22 protein-coding genes are annotated in these 22,584 nt (G+C 66.4%); 14 read left to right on the top strand and 8 right to left on the bottom strand.

Going from position 1 to position 22,584, the window contains the following annotated elements; translation table 11 throughout:
* Positions 1-16 precede the first annotated feature (16 nt).
* Complete coding sequence (locus tag AAHB16_RS02275; RefSeq protein ID WP_342049957.1) at positions 17-838, bottom strand: alpha/beta fold hydrolase; 822 nt, start codon at positions 836-838, stop codon at positions 17-19.
* Positions 838-2,154, bottom strand: a complete 1,317-nt coding sequence (locus tag AAHB16_RS02270) for an O-acetylhomoserine aminocarboxypropyltransferase (RefSeq protein WP_150372120.1) — start codon at positions 2,152-2,154, stop codon at positions 838-840. The genes AAHB16_RS02275 and AAHB16_RS02270 overlap by 1 nt, the downstream gene beginning before the upstream one ends.
* A 228-nt stretch (positions 2,155-2,382) precedes the next feature.
* Here AAHB16_RS02270 and AAHB16_RS02265 point away from each other — a divergent pair, with 228 nt between their 5' ends.
* From AAHB16_RS02265 to AAHB16_RS02245, 5 genes are all read left to right on the top strand, one after another.
* A complete protein-coding gene (locus AAHB16_RS02265; protein ID WP_150372119.1) occupies positions 2,383-2,859 on the top strand; it encodes a CBS domain-containing protein in 477 nt (158 codons plus the stop codon).
* A gap of 82 nt (positions 2,860-2,941) precedes the next feature.
* Entirely contained in the window at positions 2,942-4,843 is a 1,902-nt protein-coding gene (locus tag AAHB16_RS02260) for an MFS transporter (protein WP_150372118.1), read from the top strand.
* An 11-nt stretch (positions 4,844-4,854) separates the two neighbouring features.
* Positions 4,855-5,649 (top strand): glutathione S-transferase C-terminal domain-containing protein, encoded by a 795-nt coding sequence (locus tag AAHB16_RS02255; RefSeq protein WP_342049956.1) that lies wholly within the window; start codon positions 4,855-4,857, stop codon positions 5,647-5,649.
* 81 nt (positions 5,650-5,730) lie between these two features.
* Entirely contained in the window at positions 5,731-6,828 is a 1,098-nt protein-coding gene (gene aroC / locus AAHB16_RS02250; protein ID WP_150372116.1) for a chorismate synthase, read from the top strand.
* A gap of 77 nt (positions 6,829-6,905) precedes the next feature.
* Entirely contained in the window at positions 6,906-8,045 is a 1,140-nt protein-coding gene (locus AAHB16_RS02245; RefSeq protein ID WP_317889539.1) for an MFS transporter, read from the top strand.
* Positions 8,046-8,074: 29 nt separating this feature from the next.
* On the opposite strand, the gene AAHB16_RS02240 is transcribed toward AAHB16_RS02245, so the two are convergent.
* Together AAHB16_RS02240 and AAHB16_RS02235 are read right to left on the bottom strand one after the other, a co-directional pair.
* On the bottom strand, positions 8,075-9,172 hold the full coding sequence (locus AAHB16_RS02240; RefSeq protein WP_342049955.1) for an NAD(P)/FAD-dependent oxidoreductase: 1,098 nt from the start codon (positions 9,170-9,172) through the stop codon (positions 8,075-8,077).
* Between the two features lie 27 nt (positions 9,173-9,199).
* A complete protein-coding gene (locus AAHB16_RS02235) occupies positions 9,200-9,907 on the bottom strand; it encodes a FadR/GntR family transcriptional regulator (protein ID WP_342049954.1) in 708 nt (235 codons plus the stop codon).
* A gap of 243 nt (positions 9,908-10,150) precedes the next feature.
* On the opposite strand from AAHB16_RS02235, the gene AAHB16_RS02230 reads away from it, so the two are divergent.
* On the top strand, positions 10,151-11,038 hold the full coding sequence (locus AAHB16_RS02230) for a flagellar brake protein (protein WP_150372113.1): 888 nt from the start codon (positions 10,151-10,153) through the stop codon (positions 11,036-11,038).
* A 40-nt stretch (positions 11,039-11,078) separates the two neighbouring features.
* Here the strand turns inward: AAHB16_RS02230 and AAHB16_RS02225 are convergent, their stop codons facing one another.
* Positions 11,079-12,002 (bottom strand): hypothetical protein, encoded by a 924-nt coding sequence (locus AAHB16_RS02225; protein WP_342049953.1) that lies wholly within the window; start codon positions 12,000-12,002, stop codon positions 11,079-11,081.
* A gap of 188 nt (positions 12,003-12,190) precedes the next feature.
* On the bottom strand, positions 12,191-13,876 hold the full coding sequence (locus tag AAHB16_RS02220; RefSeq protein WP_342049952.1) for an electron transfer flavoprotein-ubiquinone oxidoreductase: 1,686 nt from the start codon (positions 13,874-13,876) through the stop codon (positions 12,191-12,193).
* Between the two features lie 332 nt (positions 13,877-14,208).
* Between AAHB16_RS02220 and AAHB16_RS02215 the strand changes: the two genes are divergently transcribed.
* The 4 genes from AAHB16_RS02215 to AAHB16_RS02200 all read left to right on the top strand — a co-directional run bounded on the left by AAHB16_RS02215 (position 14,209) and on the right by AAHB16_RS02200 (position 18,193).
* Positions 14,209-14,994 carry an SDR family oxidoreductase gene (locus AAHB16_RS02215; protein WP_150372110.1) on the top strand — a complete coding sequence of 262 codons (786 nt, stop codon included), beginning with the start codon at positions 14,209-14,211 and terminating at the stop codon, positions 14,992-14,994.
* 209 nt (positions 14,995-15,203) lie between these two features.
* Complete coding sequence (locus AAHB16_RS02210; protein WP_150372109.1) at positions 15,204-15,827, top strand: TRAP transporter small permease; 624 nt, start codon at positions 15,204-15,206, stop codon at positions 15,825-15,827.
* Positions 15,824-17,128 (top strand): TRAP transporter large permease, encoded by a 1,305-nt coding sequence (locus tag AAHB16_RS02205; protein WP_150372108.1) that lies wholly within the window; start codon positions 15,824-15,826, stop codon positions 17,126-17,128. The genes AAHB16_RS02210 and AAHB16_RS02205 overlap by 4 nt, the downstream gene beginning before the upstream one ends.
* Before the next feature lie 36 nt (positions 17,129-17,164).
* Positions 17,165-18,193, top strand: coding sequence for a DctP family TRAP transporter solute-binding subunit (locus tag AAHB16_RS02200; RefSeq protein ID WP_150372107.1), 1,029 nt, complete (start codon positions 17,165-17,167; stop codon positions 18,191-18,193).
* 63 nt (positions 18,194-18,256) lie between these two features.
* On the opposite strand, the gene AAHB16_RS02195 is transcribed toward AAHB16_RS02200, so the two are convergent.
* Positions 18,257-18,802: a PAS and helix-turn-helix domain-containing protein gene (locus AAHB16_RS02195; protein WP_150373808.1), complete on the bottom strand. Its 546-nt coding sequence runs from the start codon at positions 18,800-18,802 to the stop codon at positions 18,257-18,259.
* A gap of 188 nt (positions 18,803-18,990) precedes the next feature.
* Between AAHB16_RS02195 and AAHB16_RS02190 the strand changes: the two genes are divergently transcribed.
* Both AAHB16_RS02190 and AAHB16_RS02185 read left to right on the top strand, forming a co-directional pair.
* Positions 18,991-19,689 carry a CoA transferase subunit A gene (locus tag AAHB16_RS02190; RefSeq protein WP_150372106.1) on the top strand — a complete coding sequence of 233 codons (699 nt, stop codon included), beginning with the start codon at positions 18,991-18,993 and terminating at the stop codon, positions 19,687-19,689.
* 10 nt (positions 19,690-19,699) lie between these two features.
* Entirely contained in the window at positions 19,700-20,338 is a 639-nt protein-coding gene (locus AAHB16_RS02185; RefSeq protein ID WP_150372105.1) for a CoA transferase subunit B, read from the top strand.
* 34 nt (positions 20,339-20,372) lie between these two features.
* Here AAHB16_RS02185 and AAHB16_RS02180 read toward each other — a convergent pair whose 3' ends face one another.
* Complete coding sequence (locus AAHB16_RS02180) at positions 20,373-21,149, bottom strand: 3-hydroxybutyrate dehydrogenase (RefSeq protein ID WP_150372104.1); 777 nt, start codon at positions 21,147-21,149, stop codon at positions 20,373-20,375.
* 123 nt (positions 21,150-21,272) lie between these two features.
* On the opposite strand from AAHB16_RS02180, the gene AAHB16_RS02175 reads away from it, so the two are divergent.
* Both AAHB16_RS02175 and AAHB16_RS02170 read left to right on the top strand, forming a co-directional pair.
* Entirely contained in the window at positions 21,273-22,163 is an 891-nt protein-coding gene (locus AAHB16_RS02175; protein WP_150372103.1) for an alpha/beta fold hydrolase, read from the top strand.
* A 43-nt stretch (positions 22,164-22,206) separates the two neighbouring features.
* Complete coding sequence (locus AAHB16_RS02170) at positions 22,207-22,575, top strand: RidA family protein (RefSeq protein WP_150372102.1); 369 nt, start codon at positions 22,207-22,209, stop codon at positions 22,573-22,575.
* The last annotated feature ends 9 nt before the right edge of the window (positions 22,576-22,584 follow it).

The raw sequence follows: 22,584 nt of genomic DNA, 5'->3' as shown, positions 1-22,584 counted from the left end.
GGCGCGGGCGCGACCCTCAACGGCCCTGCACCCGCCGCGCAAACGCTCCCAACGCATCGAGCACCTCGTCCGGCCGCTCCCCCATCAACGCATGCCCGCAGGGCACGGTCACGATGGACGCATCGGCCATGCGCGCGGCCAGCGCCTGCGCCGCCTTGGGCGATGTCATCTGGTCCTTCGTTCCCATGACGAACAACGCCGGACACCGCACCGCCGAAGCCGCTTCCTCGCCATGCGCATACGCATTGCACGCCGTGAAGTCGGTATGGAACACATGCGCGCCCGGATTGCGCCGCGACACGCGTTCCATCAGCCGCTGGCTACCCCCATGCATCCACGCCCCGGGTCCCGGCGACGAAGGCTTGTTGGCAAGGCTGGACAGCGACCACTGCGTGACCATCGCAATCGCCTCGGGCTCCCGATGCAGCGCCGCCTCGAGCAGCGCCTCGGACACCTTCATCGGATAGGCCGTCGCCAGCAGCCCGATCCCGCGCACGCGATCGGCATGCCGCGCCGCGCATTCGAGCGCGATCAGCGAGCCCATGCTGTGTCCGAACACGAGCACGGGCGCTTCCACCCCGGCCGCCGCCACCAGCGCCATGACCCAGTCGGCCATCGCCTCGACGGTCGTGAGCGGCGCACCGGCGCTGCGCTGATGCCCGGGCAGATCCACGGCCAGCACCGAGAACCCGTGATTGGCGAACCACCGCGTCTGCAGGCTCCAGACCGTGTGGTCGTTCTGCGCCCCGTGCACGAACACGGCACAGGGCAGGGCGGGATTGAACGGCTTGCCGCCGGTATAGGCATAGGCCTGCTGGCCAAGAACCGTGAGTTCCATCAGCGAGCTCCTCCCTTGGCACCGGCACCCATCGCGCGCTCCGCGGCCTTGAGCCCGCGCTTGAGGTCGTCGATCAGATCATCGGCATCCTCGAGCCCGATCGACAGCCGGATCGTGCCCTCGCCAATCCCCGCCGCCTTCAGTGCGGCCGCGTCCATCCGGAAATGCGTGGTCGAAGCGGGATGAATCACGAGCGACCGCGCGTCGCCCACATTGGCCAGATGGGAGAACAGCGACAGGCTCTCGATAAACCGCTGTCCCGCCACCCGGTCCGCCCGCAGATTGAAGCTGAACACCGCGCCGCACCCGCGCGGCAACAGCCGCTTCGCGAGCGCGTGATCGGGATGCGATGCGAGTTCGGGGTACGCCACCGCCTCCACCATCGGATGCGCGGCAAGGAAGGCCACCACCTTGCGCGTATTGTCGACATGCCTTGCCATGCGCAACGGCAGCGTCTCGATGCCCTGCAGCAGCTGCCACGCCGCCATCGGATTCATCGCGGCTCCGAAATCGCGCAGCCCCTCGCGCCGCGCCCGCAGCAGAAATGGCGCCACCGTGCTTTCCTCGGTGAACACCATATTGTGAAAGCCCGCGTAGGGCTCCGACAGTTCCGGAAAACGCCCCGATGCTTCGAAGTCGAACGTTCCGCCTTCCACGAGCACGCCGCCGATGGTGGTGCCGTGCCCGCCCAGGAACTTGGTCGCCGAGTGATAGACCATGCCGGCGCCATGGTCGAAGGGCCGCAGCAGGTAAGGCGTGGTGAACGTGGAGTCCACGAGCAGCGGAATCCGGTGATCCTGCCCGATCTGCGCGACGGTCTCGATATCGAGCACGTCGAGCCCCGGGTTGCCCAGCGTCTCTCCGAACAGCAGCCGCGTCTCGGGCCGGATCGCCGCGCGCCAGGCATCGATATCGCGCGGATCGACGAACGTGGTCTCGATGCCGAACCGCCGCAGCGTGTAGTGGAGGAGGTTGTGGGAGCCGCCGTAGAGCGCCGACGACGCCACGATATGCGAGCCCGCGCCCATCAGCGTGGCCACCGCCAGATGGAGCGCCGCCTGCCCGGACGCGGTGCCGATGGCCCCGGCCCCGCCCTCGAGCGCGGCCACCCGTTCCTCGAACACCGCGACGGTCGGATTGGAAATGCGCGAGTACACGTGCCCCGCGCGTTCCATATTGAACAGGGAGGCGGCGTGTTCGCTATCGCGGAACACGAACGAGGTGGTCAGGTGGATCGGTGTGGCGCGGGCCCCGGTGGCGGGGTCCGGCGCGGCGCCGGCATGCAGCGTCAGCGTGTCGAATCGGGTTCCGGACATGAGTGTCTCGCTTGTAGTGGTCTCCGGTGGGCATCCTAGCACCGGCGCGGTGCGGCGCCATCGAGGGAAACGCGCAGGCGCCCGCGTACCGAAGGAATGCTCGCTTTACTTGGCTGCCCGGTTTGGGCTAGCATCGGCGCATCGGACGGGCCTTTCCGGCTTTTCCCTTGCCATTCAGAAACATACATACCGATACAGGCCCGCCTGCCGGCGGCCCCGGAGACCGTCATGAAAGTCAGCGACATCCTGCAGATCAAGGGCAACACCCTGTACACCGTCAACCCGGACACGTCGCTGCTGGAAGCCGTCAATACGATGGCCGAGCACGATATCGGCTCCGTGGTCATCATGGAGTACGGCGAGCTGGTCGGCATGCTGACGTTCCGCGAAATCATCGAGACGCTGGCGAAGAACAACGGCACGGTGGGCACGCACAGCCTGCGCAAGATCATGGACGACGCACCGCTGACCTGCACGCCCGAGACCGACGTGAACGAGGTGCGCCGCATGATGCTGGAGCGCCACACCCGCTACCTGCCCGTGCTCGACAACCGCACGCTGATGGGCGTGATTTCGTTCTACGACGTCGCCAAGGCCGTGGTCGAGGAGCAGAGCTTCGAGAACAGGATGCTCAAGGCGTATATCCGCGACTGGCCGGAAGAGCGGACCGAAGAACGTTCGGACGAGCGCACCGCGCAACCCTGAGCGCGCACGCGAAGCGTCTCGGGCGCGCCATCAGCGCGTCTTCTCCCTAGCGCATCAATCGAAGCCGTCTAGAAAGCCATCGATGAGCCAACATAGTCAGTTCCGCCTGCTGGGTCTGCGGCGGTTCGCCCCGTTTTTCTGGACACAGTTCCTCGGGGCCATGAACGATAACGTCTTCAAGGTCGCGTTCACGTCGCTGGTGACGTACCACACGGCACTGTTCGAAGGCGTCGATGCCCACTCCGCCGCGTTCCTGATCTCCGCGATCTTTATCGCGCCATTCGTGCTGTTCTCGGCCACGAGCGGGCAGATCGCGGACAAGATCGAGAAATCGCGACTGATCCGGCTCGTCAAGTCGCTCGAGATCGCCATCATGCTGCTGGGCCTCGCCGGCTTCTACTGGCATAGCGCGCCGATCCTCTACACGGGCACCTTCCTGATGGGCCTGCACTCGACGCTGTTCGGCCCCGTCAAGTTCGCGTATCTGCCCCAGCATCTGGACCAGACCGAACTGGTCGGCGGCAACGGGCTCGTGGAGATGGGCACGTTCGTCGCGATCCTGTTCGGCACGATCATCGGCGGCGAACTGGCGGGCCTGACCCGCGACGGGGTCGTGGTGGGGCCGCTCTACGTCGGCATCGTCTGCGTGGTGCTGGCCGCGGCCGGGCGCCTTGTCTCGGCGGGCGTGCCGGACTCTCCGGCGCCGCAGCCGGACCTGCGCATCAACTGGAACCCGTTCACCGAGACGTGGCGCAACCTGATGCTCGCGCGCGAGCGCCGCGTGGTGTTCCTGAGCCTGCTCGGCATCTCGTGGCTGTGGTTTCTCGGCGCGACGTTCCTGACCTCGTTCTTCAGCTTTGCCAAGGACGTGCTCGGCGGCGACCAGAACGTGGTCACGCTGCTGCTGGCGGTGTTCTCCATCGGCATCGGCTTCGGCTCGCTGCTGTGCGAACGGCTGTCCAGCCGGCACGTGGAAATCGGCCTCGTGCCGTTCGGCTCCATCGGCATGACCGTGTTCGCGGTGGATCTGTATCTGGCCACGCACGGCGAGGCGTCGTCCGGCACGTTGTCCGGCATCGTCGGATTCATGGGGGCCCCCGGCCACTGGCGCGTGCTGGTCGATCTGTTCGGCGTGGCGATGTTCGGCGGCTTCTACAGCGTGCCGCTGTACGCGCTGATCCAGAGCCGCTGCGCGCCGACCCACCGCGCGCGGATCATCGCCGCCAACAATATCCTGAACAGCTTCTTCATGATCGCGGCCTCGCTGCTCGGCGTGGCGCTGACGTCCGCCGGCTACTCGATTCCGCAGCTGTTTCTCGTCGTCGGCCTGCTCAATGCGGTGGTCGCGATCTACATCTACACGCTGGTGCCGGAATTTCTGCTGCGCTTTATCGCCTGGATTCTCGTGCACACGATCTACCGCCTGCGCCGCATCAATGCCGAGAACATTCCCGACGATGGGCCGGCGGTGCTCGTCTGCAACCACGTGAGCTTTGCCGACGCGGTGGTGCTCATGGCCGCGAGCCCGCGGCCGGTGCGGTTCGTGATGGACCACCGCATCTTCAAGATTCCGTTCCTGTCGTGGTTCTTCCGGCAGGCGCGCGCCATCCCGATCGCGCCCGCGCACGAGAATCCGGAGATGCTCAAGCGTGCGTACGATGCCGTGGCGGAGGCGCTCGGGGAGGGCGACCTCGTCTGTATCTTCCCGGAGGGCAAGATCACGGCCACGGGCGATCTGAACCCGTTCAAGGGCGGCGTGCAGCAGATCATCCGCCGCACGCCGGTGCCCGTGGTGCCGATGGCATTGCGCGGGCTGTGGGGCAGCTTCTTCTCGCGCAAGGACGGTCCCGCCATGTCGCGGCCGTTCCGGCGCGGTATCCAGAGCAAGCTCGAACTCGTCGTGGGCGCGCCCGTGCCGCCCGAGGAGGTCACGCCCGAGGGGTTGCAGCAGACCGTGGCCGCGCTGCGCGGCGAGTGGCGCTAGAGGGGAAGACCATGATCACGCTCTACACGTTCGGCCCCGCGTTCGGGCTGCCCGATGCCAGCCCGTTCGTCACCAAGGCGGAGATGCTGCTCAAGCTGTCGGGGCTGCCCTACGAGACGCGGCGCGGCAGCTTCCGCCGCGCGCCCAAGGGCAAGCTGCCGTATCTCGACGATACGGGGCGGATCGTCGCGGACTCCACGCTGATCCGGCTGTATCTCGAGAAGACCTATCACATCGACTTCGACGAAGGCCTCGATGCCGCGCAGCGCGGCACGGCGTGGGCCATCGAGAAGCTGATGGAGGACAACCTGTACTGGGTGGTCGCGCGCGTGCGCTGGCTGGATCGCGAGAACTTCGCGCGCGGGCCCGCGATGTACTTCCGCCGCGTGCCGGCGCCCGTGCGCGGGCTCGTGGAGCGGCTGGTCCAGCGCAAGGTGCGGCAGATGCTGTGGAGCCAGGGCGCGGGGCGCTATACCGACGACGAACTGGTGGTGCTGGCCAATCACGGCGTGGGCGCGATCGCGGATGTCCTCGGGGACAAGCCGTACCTGATGGGCGACCGGCCATGCGGCGCGGACGCCACGCTGTTCGCGTTTGCCGGCGCGCTGATGTCGCCGGTGTTCGAGACGCCGATCCGCACGGCGGCCGAGGCGCGGCCCAATCTGGTGGCCTATATCGCGCGCATGCGGCGCGAGTTCTATCCCGACTTTGCGTTCCCCGTCGCGGCCAGCCCGGCGTTGGCCGCGCCCGCCATCGAGGGTGGCGTCGCCATGCCCGAAGCGGCCAATGGCGCGGTCCGGGAGTAGGGTGACGCCAGCGGGGCGCCGATCGGGACCCAAATTAGCCGTACAATGTAGGCCGTTTTTGACTTCTCGGCGGTTTCGATCATGTCCGGCAATACCCTTGGCCTGCTGTTCACTGTCACCACGTTCGGCGAATCGCACGGTCCCGCCATCGGCGCCGTCGTGGACGGCTGCCCGCCGGGCCTGTCGCTGACCGAGGCCGACATCCAGGGCGACCTCGATCGCCGCAAGCCCGGGACCTCGCGCCACGTCACGCAGCGCAAGGAGCCCGATCAGGTCGAGATCCTGTCGGGCGTGTTCGAGGGCAAGACCACGGGTACGCCCATCTGCCTGCTGATCCGCAATACCGACCAGCGCAGCAAGGACTACGGCAATATCGTCGAGACCTTCCGTCCCGGTCACGCCGACTACACCTACTGGCAGAAATACGGCATCCGCGACTATCGCGGCGGCGGCCGGTCGTCGGCCCGCCTGACCGCGCCCGTCGTGGCCGCGGCGGCCATTGCCAAGAAGTGGCTGCGCGAGCAGTACGGCACCGAGATCCGTGGCTATATGTCGGCGCTCGGCGAGATCCAGGTGCCGTTCATCGACTGGAAGCATGTGCCGGAGAACCCGTTCTTCGCGCCCAATGAAGATATCGTCCCCGAGCTCGAGACCTATATGGACGCGCTGCGCCATGACGGCGACTCCGTCGGCGCGCGGATCAACGTGGTGGCCAGCGGCGTGCCGGTGGGCCTCGGCGAGCCGCTGTTCGACAGGCTCGATGCCGATATCGCGCACGCGATGATGGGCATCAACGCGGTCAAGGGCGTCGAGATCGGCGCGGGCTTCGGCAGCGTGGCCCAGCGCGGCACCGAGCATGGCGACGAACTGTCGCCCGAGGGCTTCCGCACGAACAATGCGGGCGGCGTGCTCGGCGGTATCTCGACCGGCCAGGACATCACGGTCTCCATCGCGATCAAGCCGACGTCGAGCATCCGGTCGCCGAAGGGATCGATCGACAAGGCGGGCACGCCGGCCACGGTCGAGACGTTCGGCCGTCACGATCCGTGCGTAGGCATTCGCGCCACGCCGATCGCCGAAGCGATGCTCGCGCTCGTGCTGATGGATCACGCGCTGCGCCATCGCGCGCAGAACGGCGACGTGCACGTGGACACCCCGCGCATTCCGGCACAGTCTTGAGCGCCAGCCGGAGCGAGAAACAGGGCGGGGCGGGCGAGCGGACCGGCATCGATACCGCCACCTATCTTCGCTTCGGGCTGTTCTATCTCGGTTATTACGGCTATGTAGGCGTCATCTCGCCCTATATCAGCCTGTATTTCTCCGGACGCGGGTTCTCGCCCGTGCAGATCGGCGTGCTGATGGCCTGCTTTCAGGTCAGCCGCATCGTCGGCCCTTATCTGTGGGGCTGGCTCTCCGACGTCATGCACACGCGCGTGCGGATTCTTCGCCTGACGGCGGTGTCCGCACTGCTCGCCTTCCTGATCGTGCCCGGGGTGGAAACCTATGGCGGCATGATGGCGATGATGATCGGCCTCAATCTGATCACCAGCGCGATGTCGCCGCTCGGCGATGCGCTCACCATCTCCACGCTGCGCCGCCATGGCGCGTTCGACCACCGTTACGGCCGTGTGCGCATGTTCGGTTCGGCGGGCTTTATCGGCGCGGTACTGTTGGGTGGCGCGCTGTTCGAGCACTTCGGCATTCTCGCGTTTCCGTGGCTCGCCAGCGCGATGCTGGGCCTGTTCGCGCTCGTGGTGCTGGGCATGCGCGACGCCACGGACGACGGTCCCCGCGTTCGGCCGCCGCCCGCATTGCCATTGCTGCGCCGTCCCGACGTCGCATGGTTCTTCGCTTCCGCATTGCTGATGATGTTCGCGCATGCGGCGCTCTATGTCTTCTACTCTCTGTATCTCGAGCGGCTCGGCTACGGCAAGCTGGCCATCGGCGTAATGTGGACCATCGGGGTGGTTGCGGAGATCGTTTTCTTCTTCTACCAGGGCCGTTTGTTCTCGCGCTTTGCATTGCGCACGATCCTGGCAGGGACGTTCGTGCTGGCGGCGGTGCGGTTCGGCCTCACGGGCTACCTCGCGCAGTTCGCGTGGCTGATGGCCACGGTGCAGATCCTCCATGCCGCGACGTTCGCCGCGCACCACAGCGCAAGCCTCAAGCGGCTGCAGCACTGGTTCGCGGGGCCGCTGCAGGGGAGGGGGCAGGCGCTGTACACGGGTATCTCGTACGGCGTGGGCGGCACCCTCGGCGGCCTCGCCATGGGCTGGACATGGAAGACCCTGGCGCCGTCGCACACGTTCGGCCTCGCCGCCATCGCGGCGTTGCTCGGCGCGTGCTGTGCGTGGAAGAGTTTTCGGTATGACGAGGTGGAGAAGGGCTGGGGGTGAGAGCGTCTTGGCTGGGTTGGAGGGGCGCCTCAAACCAATCCCCCCACCCGCTCCGCAATCGCCAGCGACGACGTCAACCCCGGCGACTCGATCCCGAACAGATTCACCCACCCCGGCACCCCATGCACGCCCGGCCCATCGATCCGGAAATCCGCCGCGGCCTCCGAAGGTCCGCTGATCTTGGGCCGAATCCCCGCATACCCGGGCTGCAGCGCCCCATCGGCAAGTCCCGGCCAATACCGCCGCACTTCGGCATAGAACCCATCCGCATCGTGCGGCGGCACGCTGTATTCGATCTCGTCGATCCACCGCACATTCGGCCCGAACCGCGCCTGTCCGCCGAGGTCCAGCGTCAGATGGACCCCCAGCCCGGCCGCCTCCGGCACCGGATAAATCAGCCGCGAAAACGGCGCGCGTCCCGCCAGCGTGAAATAGCACCCCTTGGCATAAAACTGCGGCGGCACATGCGCCAAAGGCATCCCGTCGATACGCCGCGCAAGCTCCGGCGCGGTGAGCCCCGCGGAGTTCACCACGGTGCGCGCCAGCAGCGTCGTCGTCCCCTCGCCCCCGACCTCGAGCCGAATCCCCTCGGCCGTGACCGCCCCCGATAACACCGGCGACTGCACCGCCAGCATGGCCCCGGCATTCTCCGCATCGCCAAGCAGCGCCGTCATCAACCCGTGGCTATCGATGATCCCGGTGGAGGGCGAAAGCAGGGCCGCCTCGCATTCGAGCTGAGGTTCCAGTGCCCGCGCCTCGTCGCGCGTGAGCATGCGCAGATCGTGGACGCCATTGGCCGCCGCCTTCGCGCGAATGTCCTCGAGCGTCGCCACCTGACCCGCGCTCGTCGCGACAATGAGCTTGCCGCAACGCCGATGCTCGACATGATGGCTCTCGCAAAAGTCGTACAGCATCGCCTTGCCCCGCACGCACAGCTCGGCCTTGAGCGACCCGGCAGGGTAGTAGATGCCCGCGTGGATCACCTCGCTGTTGCGGGCGCTGGTTATCGTCCCGAACGCATTCTCGGCCTCGAGCACGATGACCTCGCGCCCCTGCAGCGCGAGCGCGCGCGCCACCGCTAGTCCCACGACGCCGGCGCCAATGACGACGCAATCGACCTGTTCCATCCAATGCTCCTCGGTACGTGTGATCTGTCAGGACAAAGCGAGCCCCATGCGTGCCGCGGCGGCCGCAAGGTGCGCCTGCGCCGCGGCCCGTGCCCGCGCCGCATCGCCCGCCTCGATGGCCGCGACCAGCGCCGCATGCTCGGCATCGGCCGCGCGCGGCGCGCCGGTCTGCGCGGACAGGCGCGCGCTGTTCTCCCACGCGCGCTGCCGCGCGATCAGCAATTGCTGGCTCACGAAGTCGGTCAGCCCGGTAAAGCAGGGGTTATGCGCGGCCGCGGCAATCGCATGATGAAACGCGACATCGGCCGCCGCGGCACTCGGAAAATCCATCGCATGCGCGTGCATGGCATCCAGCGCGGTACGAATCGCCGCGATATCGGCCTGCGTGCGCCGCCGCGCGGCCATCTCCGCGCAGGCCACCTCGACCACGCGCCGCAACTCGAACAGCTGTTCGAGCGACGGCCCGCCGTCCGGCGCGCTGGGCACCCGCCACACCTGCCCGCCCGGCGTTTCCGAGACATAGGCGCCGGAGCCCTTGCGCGTCACGAGCACGCCGTCGGCCTTGAGCAGGGCAATGGCTTCCCGCACGATCGGCCGGCTTACGCCAAACGCTTCGGCCAGCCCCGATTCGGCCGGAAGCCGCGCCCCGGCAGGGAATCGGCCGGCCGCGATATCGTCGCGCAGGGTCTGGGCAATACGGTTGGCCAGCGAGGCAGGGCGGGAAAGCGGTTCCATTGATATGTCAGGCTGTCAGACAGCTTTGAATGGACAGATTGTGGCCGCGGCGAGCCGGCCCGTCAAGCCGCAAGGCCGATCCCCCCGCTAATGGGGGTCGAGAGAGGGGTCAAGGTTGTCTTCAAACGGTCGATAGCAGATAAATATCAAATCTGGCGGACGCCCACCGTCCGACCGCTCGTGACATTTGCGGATGAGAACGGTCGTTGGACCTTTTCAGCCGCTCTCATGGAGACGCTTGCCATGATCCAGCTATCCCCTCAAGACCTGCCGGTCGGCGCGCCCCTGCCATGGTCGCTGCTCGACGGCGACGGCAACCTGATGCTCGGCAGCGGTTGCGTGATTCCCGACAAGCGCGACCTCGCGCTCGTGTTTCGCCACGGCGTCGTCTGCCGCCCGGACGAGTTGTCTGAAGCGGAGAACGACCCCGTCAGTCCACGCGGCGGCCGCCTGAGCGCGGGCCCGCTCGGCCTGCAGGTCGGCACGCTGCTGCACGTGAAACTGCCCGGCGAAAGTTCGCGCGCGGCGGCCAGCCGGCTGATCGGCTTTATCGATCAGGGCCTGTTCGTGACATGGCCAAGCCTCGGCGGCCGCGAACTCACGGTGCAGGCTGGCGAAACGCTGCTGCTGCGTGGCTTCTCCGGACAGGCGATCCATAGCTTCACATCGACGGTCACGGCCGCATGCCGCAGCCCGTTCCGCTATCTGGTGCTGTCGTCGCCCGCGGAAGCCGAACACACGCCGGTCCGCAGCGCCGCGCGCGTCCCCACGCGGCTGGCCGCATACCTCGTGCACGACAACGACGACGAACCGATGGAAGGGCTCGTGGCAAGCGGGATGGCAAGGCTCGGCCTGCTATCGGACCTCAGCACGGGCGGCGCGCTGATCCAGACCTCGGCCCCGGGCCTCGCCATCGGCAGCCGCATCCGCCTGCGCTTCCGCCTGCGCACGGCATCGATCGACAGCGACGTCACGGTCAACGCGCAGGTACGCGGCGCGCCGGCCGGCAGCGAAGACGAAGAATTCCCGGCATGCGGCGTCGCGTTCGACGCGCTGGGCGAACGCGAACTGACGCTGCTGCAGTGCTTTATCTACGAGCAACTGCTGAGCAGCACGCGGATGACGGTGTAGGGGTCCGATCGTTCGACGCATAGCACGCGCGCGGGAAGCGTTACAGGTCGTCCCGCGGGCTCGAGGTCGTCCCGCCTGGGGGCGCGGCGTCATCCGGGCCATCGCGCACGAACCCCGCTTCGCGCATGGCCTCCGCATTGACGCGCAGGCTCATGCCGACGCGGACCGAGCGGAAATCGGTCTTCTCGGCGGCCACGGCGCTCATATGGTGGATCGTCGCCACCATGCCGTTGTGCACGGTCCGGTCCCCGAATGGGTCGAGCAGCGTCGATGGCGCCGGCATGCTGTCCACGATCAGCAGATGTTCGAAGCCGTCGGTGCCGGTATGGACCACGTAGTGGACGATGCTGGCCGCTTCGTCGCCCACATAGGCCACGGCCGCGAACAGCGGGCGGGCCCCATCGTCCGCGTCGCGAGCATCCTCCTGCATCTCGCGCGCGCGATGGATCCATCGATCGAGCAACTCCTCGGGCGCGCAGCCGAGCCCGCGCGTCCGGATGCTCCACGACAGCCACCGCATGGCGACGGGGTCGTTCCGTGCCGCGTGCAACTGGGCCAGCCATCCATCGAGCGTCGGCGAAACGACTTCGCTGGCTGGCTGTAACGGCGTGACACCGCCGGTATCGAAGCGGAAGCGCAGGGCATGGCGAAACTGGCGTTGCGCGCGGATCCCGGCGCGATGCAGTCCTGCCTCGTCGCGCGTCCACGCGTTGGGCGGGGCCGGGGCGACGCGCCACTGTTCGGGCACGATCTCGCGCGTGCGGTAATGCCGCAGCGGCAGGTAGTACCACGCGGGCGCGAAGTCGGTGGAGGGTTTGCCATTGCAGGCGAGGGGGCCGTCGGACGCGGGAGCCGCGTCCGGGATCTCACGCCGGCACGCGGCGTCGAGGAAGTGCTGCGAGGCGGCGTGCAGGCGCGAACTGCATCCGGGCACCGTGGCGACGGCAGGGTCGCCAGCGGCCATGGCCGTTATCGCCCGGCCCAGCAGCGCGCCCGCCAGCACACGGGATAGCAAGCGACATGGCAAACAACATCGCAATCTACAAAGCGCCGCCCATCGCGTCGAAACACCCATCGTGAAAGCATGCGAAGGAAAAATCCCATCCTAGGCACGCCCGTCACAATCGGAAATGGCCGAAGCCCGAAACTGTCTTACATATTGACGTAGTTCGGACCGCCGCCGCCTTCCGGCGTCACCCACACGATATTCTGCGTCGGGTCCTTGATATCGCAGGTCTTGCAGTGCACGCAGTTCTGCGCATTGATCTGCAGCCGTTCCTTGCCCGCATCGTTCTGCACGAACTCGTACACACCGGCCGGGCAATAGCGCGCCTCCGGGCCCGCGAACTTTTCCCAGTTCACGTTCACGGGCACGCTCGCATCCTTGAGCGTCAGGTGCGCGGGCTGGTTTTCCTCGTGGTTCGTGTTGCTGATGAACACCGAGCTCAGGCGATCGAACGTGAGCTTGCCGTCGGGCTTCGGATATTCGATCTTCTGGCACTCGGCCGCCGGCTTCAGGTACACGTGGTCCGGCTTGGTGCGATGGATCGTCCAGGGCGGGTTGCGAATGCCGAGCTTCGGCAGCAGCCATTGCTCGATGCCCGTCATCAGCGTGGCCGTCGTGCGGCCCTTCTTGAACCACTGCTTGAAGTTCTTCGCCTGCAGCAGTTCCTTGTAGAGCCAGCTCTGCTCGAACGCGGCCGGGTAGGCCGAGAGTTCGTCGTGCTGACGGCCCGCCTGCAGCGCATCGAACGCGGCATCGGCGGCAAGCATGCCGGTCTTGATCGCGGCGTGGCTGCCCTTGATGCGCGAGGCGTTCAGGTAACCGGCTTCGCAGCCGACCAGCGCGCCGCCCGGGAACACGGTCTTGGGCAGCGACAGCAGGCCGCCGGCCGTGATCGCGCGCGCGCCATAGCCGATGCGCTTGCCGCCCTCGAAGTACTGGCGGATTTCCGGATGGGTCTTGAAGCGCTGGAATTCCTCGAACGGCGACAGCCACGGATTGGTGTAGTCGAGGCCGACCACGAAGCCCACGGCCACCTTGTTGTCCTCCATGTGATAGAGGAACGAGCCGCCATACGTGGCGGGATCCAGGGGCCAGCCGGCCGTGTGCACGACCAGGCCAGCCTTGTGTTTGGCCGGATCGATCTCCCACAGCTCCTTGATGCCGATACCGTAGCTCTGCGGATCCTTGCCCGCATCGAGCTTGTACTTCGCGATCAGCTGCTTGCCCAGGTGGCCGCGCGCGCCTTCCGCGAAGATGGTGTACTTGGCGTGCAGCTCCATGCCGAGCTGGAAGTTCTCGGTGGGCTCGCCTTCCTTGTTGATCCCCATATTGCCGGTGGCCACGCCCTTGACCGAACCGTCTTCGTTGTAGAGGACCTCGGCGGCCGGAAAGCCCGGGAAAATCTCGACGCCCAGCGCCTCGGCCTGCTGGCCGAGCCAGCGCACGAAGTTCGACAGGCTGATGATGTAGTTGCCCTGGTTATGGAAGCACTCGGGCAGCAGCGCGTCGGGCGTCGCCTTCGAGCCGGTCTCGTCGAGGAACAGGAACTTGTCCTCGGCCACGGGCTGGTTCAGCGGTGCGCCCAGCTCCTTCCAGTTCGGGAAGAGTTCGGTCAGCGCGCGCGGATCCATGATCGCGCCGGACAGGATGTGCGCACCGGGCTCCGAACCCTTCTCGAGCACGCAGACATTGACGTCGCCACCTTTCTCCTGGGCAAGCTGCTTGAGCCGAATCGCCGTGGCCAGGCCGCCGGGGCCCGCGCCAACAATGACGACGTCGTACTCCATGGCTTCGCGGGGGCCGAACTGCTCCAGGAGCTGTTGCTGATCCATTGTCTCTAACCCTCTACTTTTTCGTGGCGGCATGACTGCCGCGCAATGCAGCGCGCAATATGCGAATGCGGGTCTGCGGTTGTGGGAGATGCTGCGGCTGACTGGACGAACCGGGCGTGGCGGGAGAAAAGGCGGGCCCTGTAGGCGTTTTTCCTCTTTCCCTTTGGGGACCAAGTTCTTAGAATCTCCGGCATTGTCCGGGACTCGACACCCTCAGGCAAGACATTTTTTGGAACGACCGTTCTTTTTTTTGGTATGCTGCCTTCCGCTTCAGGCAAGGGTAGGCGGCGGACGTCCGGCCTGACTGGCCGTGCCCCCACACCGAGGTAATCATGGGTTTGTCGATCAATCTGGAAGGCAAGGTCGCGTTCGTGACCGGCGCGTCGAGCGGTCTCGGCACGCGTTTCGCCACCGTACTGGCCGCCGCGGGCGCCAAGGTCGTGCTGGCATCGCGCCGCGTGGACCGTCTCAAGGAACTGCGGGCCGCCATCGAGGCGGACGGCGGCAGCGCGCACGTGGTCGGGCTCGATGTCACCGACTTCGACAGCATCCGCTCCGCCGTTGCCCATGCGGAGACCGAGGCCGGCTCCATCGATATCCTGGTCAACAATTCCGGGGTATCCACCACGCAGCGGCTCTCCGAGGTCACGCCCGACGATTTCGACTTCGTGTTCGATACGAACACGCGCGGCGCGTTCTTCGTGGCGCAGGAAGTGGCCAAGCGCATGATCGCGCGGGCCAAGGGCGCGGAAAAGCTCGGCAATCCGCTGCCGCAGGCGCGCATCATCAATATCTCGTCGGTCGCGGGGCTGAAGGTGCTGCCGCAGATCGGCCTCTATTGCATGAGCAAGGCCGCGGTGGTGCAGATGACCAAGGCCATGGCGCTCGAATGGGCGCGGCACGGCATCAACACCAACGCGATCTGCCCGGGCTATATCGAGACCGAGATCAATCGCCATCACTGGGACACCGATGCGGGCCAGAAGCTGATCCAGATGCTGCCGCGCAAACGGCTGGGCAGCCCCGAGGATCTCGACGGCCTGATGCTGCTGCTGGCGTCGGATGCCTCGCGCTTCATCAACGGCGCCGTGATGACCGCCGACGACGGGATGGTATAACCGCAGTCCGCCAATCCGCCCGGCAGCGCGCCAAAAGCGCGCGCGGGCGTGCTGTCCATGAACCTCCGGGCTTATCCGGTCCCTCGGGGTGGGCAGTTCTTGGCATAATCGACAGGCTTTTGCCGTCAAAACATTAAAAACGAGCATGACCGCGCGGCGCACGCACACGTATGTACTCGCGCGCGCGGACCGGACCGGAGGCCGGGGAGATGGATCAAGAGGAGCAGGCACGGCGCAACGCCGGGCCGCAACACGCGGGTTCGCAGCACCTGATGGATTCGGCCGTGGTGCCGGAAGCCGTTGACGAAGCGAAAGACAAGGATTTCCGCGTCTCGCCGCGTATCGAGGACTGGGTCGGCGTCATCGTGATGGTATTGCTGGTCGCCATCACCTTCATCAACGTCATCGTCCGCTATTTCACCGACGAATCGTTCGCCTGGACCGAGGAGTTCTCGGTCTTCCTGATGATCGTGCTCGCGCTCGTGGCCGGCAGCGCCGCGGTGGCGCGCGATCGCAATATCCGCATCGAATTCTTCTTCGAGCGTGGCAGCGAGGCCCGCCAGCGGCGGCTCGCCATCCTCTCCGCGCTCGGCGTGGCCGTGATGTTCCTCGCGCTGGCCGTGCTCGGCGCGCGCGTCACGTGGGACGAATACACGTTCGGCGAGACCTCGCCGGGCATCGGCGTCCCCAGCTGGTGGTATTCGATCTGGCTGCCGGTGTTCTCGATGGCCATCGTGCTGCGGGCGCTGGGCCTGATGGCGCGCAACGTGCGCGCGCTGAAGGCACTGAGCCAGCAGCGTGCCGACCGTGATGCGGGAGGGCGCGCGCCATGACCCTCGTCGCCATCGTCCTGTTTGCGGTCTTCATCATCCTGATGCTGCTCGGCGTGCCCATCGGCGTGTCGCTGGGCCTCGGCGGCGTGGCCGCCATCGCGTTGTCCAACCTCGACACGCAGATGTTCGGCCTGCTGGCCGTGCCGCAGAACTTCTATGCGGGGCTGGCCAAGTACCCGCTGCTGGCCATTCCGATGTTCGTGCTCGTCGGCTCGATCTTCGATCGGTCCGGCGTCGCGGCGCGGCTCGTCACGTTCGCCATCGCCATCGTCGGGCGCGGGCCCGGCATGCTGCCGCTGGTCGCGATTCTCGTCGCGATGTTCCTCGGCGGCATCTCGGGTTCGGGTCCCGCCAACGCGGCCGCCGTCGGCGGCGTGATGATCGCCGCGATGTCGCGGGCCGGCTATCCGCCCGCGTACAGCGCGTCGGTGGTGGGCGCCGCGGCGGCGACGGACATCCTGATCCCGCCGTCGGTCGCGTTCATCATCTACAGCGTGCTCGTGCCGGGCGCCTCGGTGCCCGCGCTGTTTGCGGCCGGCATGATCCCGGGCGTGCTGGCCGGTGTGGCGCTGATCGTCCCCGCGGTCTGGCTCGCGCGCAAGCACAAGATGGGTGCCATCGAGGCCGGCCTGCCGCGCCCGCCGTTCTGGAAGAGCCTGCGTGAAGCCGCGTGGGGCCTGGTCGCGCCGTTCCTGATTCTCGGCGGCATGCGCGCGGGCTGGTTCACGCCGACCGAAGCGGCCGTGGTCGCGGTGGTCTACGGCCTGTTCGTGGGCATGGTGATCTATCGCTCCATCGGCATGCGCGACCTGTTCGTGATCTTCCAGGAAGCCGCGGAAACCTCGGCCGTGATCCTGCTCGTGGTCGCGCTGGCCGGCATTTTCGCCTACGCGCTGTCCACGCTCGGGGTCATCGATCCGCTCGCCGCCGCCATCGCCAACTCTGGTCTCGGCGAATACGGCGTGCTCGCGCTGATCGTGCTGCTGCTGATGACCGTGGGCATGTTCCTCGACGGCATTTCCATCTTCCTGATCTTCGTGCCGCTGCTGCTGCCCATCGCCAACGCGTTCCACTGGAACCCCGTGTGGTTCGGCGTGGTGCTGACGCTCAAGGTCGCGCTGGGCCAGTTCACGCCGCCGCTCGCGGTGAACCTGATGGTGTCGTGCCGGATTGCCCGCGTGCGCATGGAAGAGACCGTGCCATGGGTCATCTGGCTGCTGGCCGCGATGTTCGTCGCGATGCTGATGGTGCTGGCCTACCCGCCGCTGGCGACGTGGCTGCCGGACTACCTTGGTTATTGACAAGACTTACCGAAGATTCCCAACGAGGAGAGTTGCATGAAACGCCGTGCTTTGATGCTGTCCGTTGCCGCCACGATCGCCGCCGCGGCGCTCGCGCCCGCTGGCGCCATGGCCCAGACCTACAAGTCCGAATACAAGCTGTCGCTCGTGGTCGGTACCGCCTTCCCCTGGGGCAAGGGCGGCGAAATCTGGGCCGACCTCGTGCGCCAGCGCACCAACGGCCGCATCAATATCAAGCTGTACCCGGGCACCTCGCTCGTGGGCGGCGACCAGACCCGCGAGTTCTCCGCGATCCGCCAGGGCGTGATCGACATGGCCGTCGGCTCGACCATCAACTGGTCCCCGCAGGTCAAGGAACTGAACCTGTTCTCGCTGCCGTTCCTGATGCCCGACTACAAGGCCATCGACGCGCTGACGCAGGGTGAAGTGGGCAAGCAGATGTTCACGACGCTCGAGAAGGCCGGCGTGGTGCCGCTGGCATGGGGCGAGAACGGTTTCCGCGAAGTGTCGAACTCCAAGCACGAGATTCGCAAGCCCGAGGACATGAAGGGCCTGAAGCTGCGTGTGGTGGGCTCGCCGCTGTATATCGAGACCTTCAACGCGCTGGGCGCCAACCCGACGCAGATGAGCTGGGCGGACGCGCAGCCCGCGATGGCTTCGGGCGCCGTGGACGGCCAGGAGAACCCGCAATCGATCTTCGCGGCCGCCAAGCTGTACACCGTGGGCCAGAAGTTCGTGACGACGTGGGGCTACGTGGCCGACCCGCTGATCTTCGTGGTCAACAAGCAGATCTGGGAAAGCTGGACCCCGGCGGACCGCGATATCGTCAAGCAGGCCGCCATCGATGCCGGCAAGCAGGAGATCGAGCTCGCCCGCAAGGGCCTGTCCGAGGCCGGCGCGCCGGCATGGAAGGCCATGGAGCAGCACGGCGTGAAGGTCACCGAACTGTCGCCGACCGAACGCGACGCGTTCAAGAAGGCGACCGCCAAGGTCTACGACAAGTGGAAGAAGCAGATCGGCGCGGACCTCGTGACCAAGGCCGAACAGTCGATCGCCAAGCGATAAAGCGTGTTTGCTCCCCTCTCCCCTGGGGAGAGGGCGGGCGGCGCAGCCGCTCGTAGCAGGGAATCAACGACTCACCAGCCGCTGTACGAGGTCCACCGCCGTGTGGGCCCCGTACTTCTTCATCAGCCGCGCGCGGTAGATGTCCACCGTGCGCGGGCTGATCGCCAGCAGCTTGCCAATCTCCTTGCTGGTCTTGCCTTCCACCAGCTGCGCCGCGATATCGCGTTCGCGCGCCGTCAGCTCGGCCGTCACGGGCCGCTTCTGCGACAGGTCCTCGAACGTCCAGATGCCCGCCCCGAGCGCCTGCCGCCGATCGAGCGCCCGCCCGGTGACATGGCACCAGAACAGCTCCCCGGTGGCCCGTTTCATGATCCGCTCGTCCGAATACATGCCGCGCGCATTCATGATGGGCACGATGCGCGCGCCTGTCCGCTCGAACTCGTCGGCGGTCGGGTAGAGCGTCTGGAACGACTGTCCGATCAGCACCGCGCGCGTGGTGCCGAAAATCCGGCACACCTCGTCGTTGCAATCCTCGATCATGCGCTCGCGCGACAGCACGAGGCCGACGGGTGCCAGCTGGAAGGCGGTCTGGTAATCGATGGCCGGCATCATCCCTAGGCTTGTCCCTTATGTACTTTTACGTAATGGCGTCGGCGCGGCGGCTTGGCGTATGCTGTGGCCCGGACATCGCTCGCACGTGAAAGATTGTACCGTTACAATTTCCCGGCGTGCCTTGCCGATCATCCCGGGGCGGCACGTCATCCGCGCGGGAATCACCGAGGAACAAGGAGCAAAGCATGAACAAGGTCTACGCCAGCGCCACCGAGGCGCTCGCGGACGTCGTCCGTGATGGCCAGACGATCGCCGTGGGCGGTTTTGGGCTGTGCGGCATCCCGGAAGCGCTGATCGCGGCGCTGCGCGACAGCGGCGCGAAGCAGCTGACCTGCATCTCCAACAATGCCGGTGTCGATGGCTTCGGCCTGGGCCAGCTGCTCGCCACGCGTCAGGTCAAGAAGATGATCTCGTCGTACGTCGGCGAGAACAAGGAGTTCGAGCGCCAGTACCTGGCCGGCGAACTCGAGCTCGAATTCACGCCGCAGGGCACGCTGGCCGAGAAGCTGCGCGCCGGCGGCTCGGGCATCCCGGCCTTCTTCACGAAGACGGGCGTCGGCACGATCGTGGCCGAAGGCAAGGAAGTGCGCGAGTTCAATGGCGAGCAATACGTCATGGAACAGTCGCTGACCGCCGATGTGGCGCTGGTCAAGGCGTACAAGGCCGACAAGGCCGGCAACCTCGTGTTCCGCCGCACCGCGCGCAACTTCAACCCGGTCTGCGCGATGGCCGGCAAGATCACGATCGCCGAAGTCGAGCAGATCGTCGAAACCGGCGAGATCGATCCGGACGACGTGCATCTGGCCGGCATCTTCGTGCAACGGCTGGTGCTGAACGCCACCCCCGAAAAACGCATCGAGCAGCGCACCGTGCGTGCTAAGTGAGGAGACAACCATGGCATGGACACGTGACGAAATGGCTGCGCGCGCAGCCCGCGAACTCGAAGACGGTTTCTACGTGAACCTCGGCATCGGCCTGCCGACGCTCGTGGCGAACCATGTGCCGGAAGGCATGGAGGTTTGGCTGCAGTCGGAAAATGGCCTGCTGGGCATCGGCCCGTTCCCGACCGAGGATGAAGTGGACGCCGACATGATCAATGCCGGCAAGCAGACGGTGACGACGCTCAAGGGCTCGTCGATCTTCTCGTCGGCGGACTCGTTCGCGATGATCCGCGGCGGCCATATCAACCTGGCCATCCTCGGCGCGATGCAGGTCAACGAACGCGGCGACCTGGCCAACTGGATGATCCCGGGCAAGATGGTCAAGGGCATGGGCGGCGCGATGGACCTCGTCGCCGGTGTGGGCCGCGTGGTCGTGCTGATGGAACACACGGCCAAGAAGAAGGACGGCACCGAGGACATCAAGATCCTGAAGGAGTGCAATCTGCCGCTGACGGGCGTGGGCGTGGTCAACCGCATCATCACGGACCTCGGCGTGCTCGACGTGACCGCGGACGGTTTGAAACTGGTGGAGCTGGCGCCGGGCGTGACGCGCGAAGAGATCCAGCAAAAAACCGGCGCCACAGTGAAGTAACGCCGGTTCGCTCCCCTCTCCCTCGGGAGGGGGGTTACTGCGCCACCCACCCTCCATCCATATTCCAGATCGCGCCGCGCACCTGCTTCGCGGCATCGCTGGCCAGGAACACCGCCAGCCCACCGAGCTCCTCGGGCGTCACGAACTGCCCCGACGGCTGCTTCTCGATCACGAGCTCGCGCTTGGCCTGCTCGATATCGATCCCTTCCTTCTGCGCGCGGGCTTCCACCTGCTTCTGCACGAGCGGCGTCAATACCCATCCCGGACAGATCGCATTCGCGGTCACGCCGGTCTGCGCGGTTTCCAGCGCGGTCACCTTGGTGAAGCCCACGATGCCATGCTTGGCGGCCACATAGGCCGACTTCTGCGCCGAGGCGACAAGACCGTGCGTGGAGGCCACGTTGATGATGCGCCCCCAGTTCTTCCGCTTCATGCCCGGGAGCGCCAGACGCGTCGTGTGGAACGCCGACGTCAGGTTGATGGCGATGATCGCGTCCCAGCGCTCGATCGGAAAATCCTCGATATTGGAGACGAACTGAATGCCCGCGTTGTTGACGAGAATATCGGCACCGCCGAAATCCGCATCGGCATAGCGCATCATGTCCTCGATATCGCCGGCCTTGCTCATGTCCGCGCCGTGATAGCCCACCTTGATGCCGTTGCCGGCCTTGGCGATCGCATCCTTTGCGCCGTCCGCGTCACCGAACCCGTTGACGATGATGTTGGCGCCCTGCGCGGCGAGTGCCTGCGCGATGCCGAGTCCAATGCCACTGGTCGATCCGGTTACCAGGGCGGTCTTGCCTTTGAGCATGAATGCCTCCGTCGAGAGATGTGCTGTGGCATTGTACTCGCTGCGGCGTACAATCCCGTTTTGCCCCGCATCGCCATCACGCTGTTTTTTTGCCGCCGGGAGCGGCCTTCAGAGGGAGTCCCGATGTCGTCGAGTCTGTCCAGTCCGCGCCTTGGCTTTGTCCAGTGCATCAGCACCGCCGGCCTGCATCGCATGGCCTATCACGAGTGGGGTGATCCCGCGAATCCGCGCGTGCTGATGTGCGTGCATGGCCTGACGCGCACGGGCCGCGACTTCGATACCGTGGCGCGCGCGCTGTCGGGCGACTACCGCGTGATCTGCCCCGACGTGGTGGGCCGCGGCCGTTCCGACTGGCTGGCGGATCCGCACCGCTACGTGATTCCGCAGTACGTGTCGGACATGGTCACGCTGATCGCGCGGCTCAACGTCGAGCAGGTCGATTGGTTCGGCACGTCGATGGGCGGCCTGATCGGCATGAGCCTCGCGGGCCTGCCCAGGTCGCCCATCCGCAAGCTGCTGCTGAACGACGTGGGTCCGAAGATCGCCCCGCAGGCGCTCGAGCGCATCGGCGCTTACCTGGGCCTGCCCGTGCGCTTCAAGACGTTCGAGGAAGGCCTTGCGTATCTGCAGACGATCAGCGCATCGTTCGGCCGCCATACGCCGGAGCAGTGGCGCGAACTGAACGGCGCGATCCTCAAGCCCGTCCAGACGCCGGACGGCATGGAGTGGGGGCCGCATTACGATCCGGCGCTCGCGGTCCCGTTCCGCGAGACCACGCCCGAGATGGCGGCGGCCGGGGAAGCCATGCTGTGGCAGCTGTTCGCGGGCATTCCGGGCCCGACGCTGATCGTGCGCGGCGCGCAATCCGATCTGCTGCTGCGCGAGACCGTCGCGGAAATGACCGCGCGCGGCCAGCAGGTGCGGTCGGTGGAAATTCCCGACGTGGGCCACGCGCCGACGTTCGTCGATCCCGCGCAGGTCGCCGTGGCGAAGGATTTCTTCCTCGGTACCTGAGCCCCGGCACCCGAGATTTTCAACACTGAATCAGAAACGAATCATGAGCACCAACGCCCTCGCCCTCAAGCGCGCCCACGTGGGCCAGCGCCTTTCGGAATATGCGGTCTTCAACAATGTGGTCTACCTCGCCGGCCAGGTGCCCGAGGTCGACCCCAAGGCCGATCTGCGCGGCCAGACACGCGAGGTGCTCGGCCATATCGACCGCTTGCTGGAAGAGGCGGGCAGCGACAAGACGCGCATCCTCTCGTGCCAGATCTTCCTGACCGACATCACGCGTATCGGCGAGATGAACGAGGTGTGGGATGCATGGGTCGCGCAGGGCAACACGCCGCCGCGCGCCACCGTGGAAGCGCGGCTCGCGAATCCCGACTATCTGATCGAAGTCGTGGTGACCGCGGCGCTGAAGTAACGCGGAGTG

This window comes from Cupriavidus sp. OTU4054, from assembly GCF_038440175.1.
In the GTDB taxonomy this organism is placed as follows: Bacteria; Pseudomonadota; Gammaproteobacteria; order Burkholderiales; family Burkholderiaceae; genus Cupriavidus; species Cupriavidus pauculus_D.
Note: the sequence above shows the minus strand (reverse complement) of the source record. Positions and strands in the feature narration are given on the sequence as shown.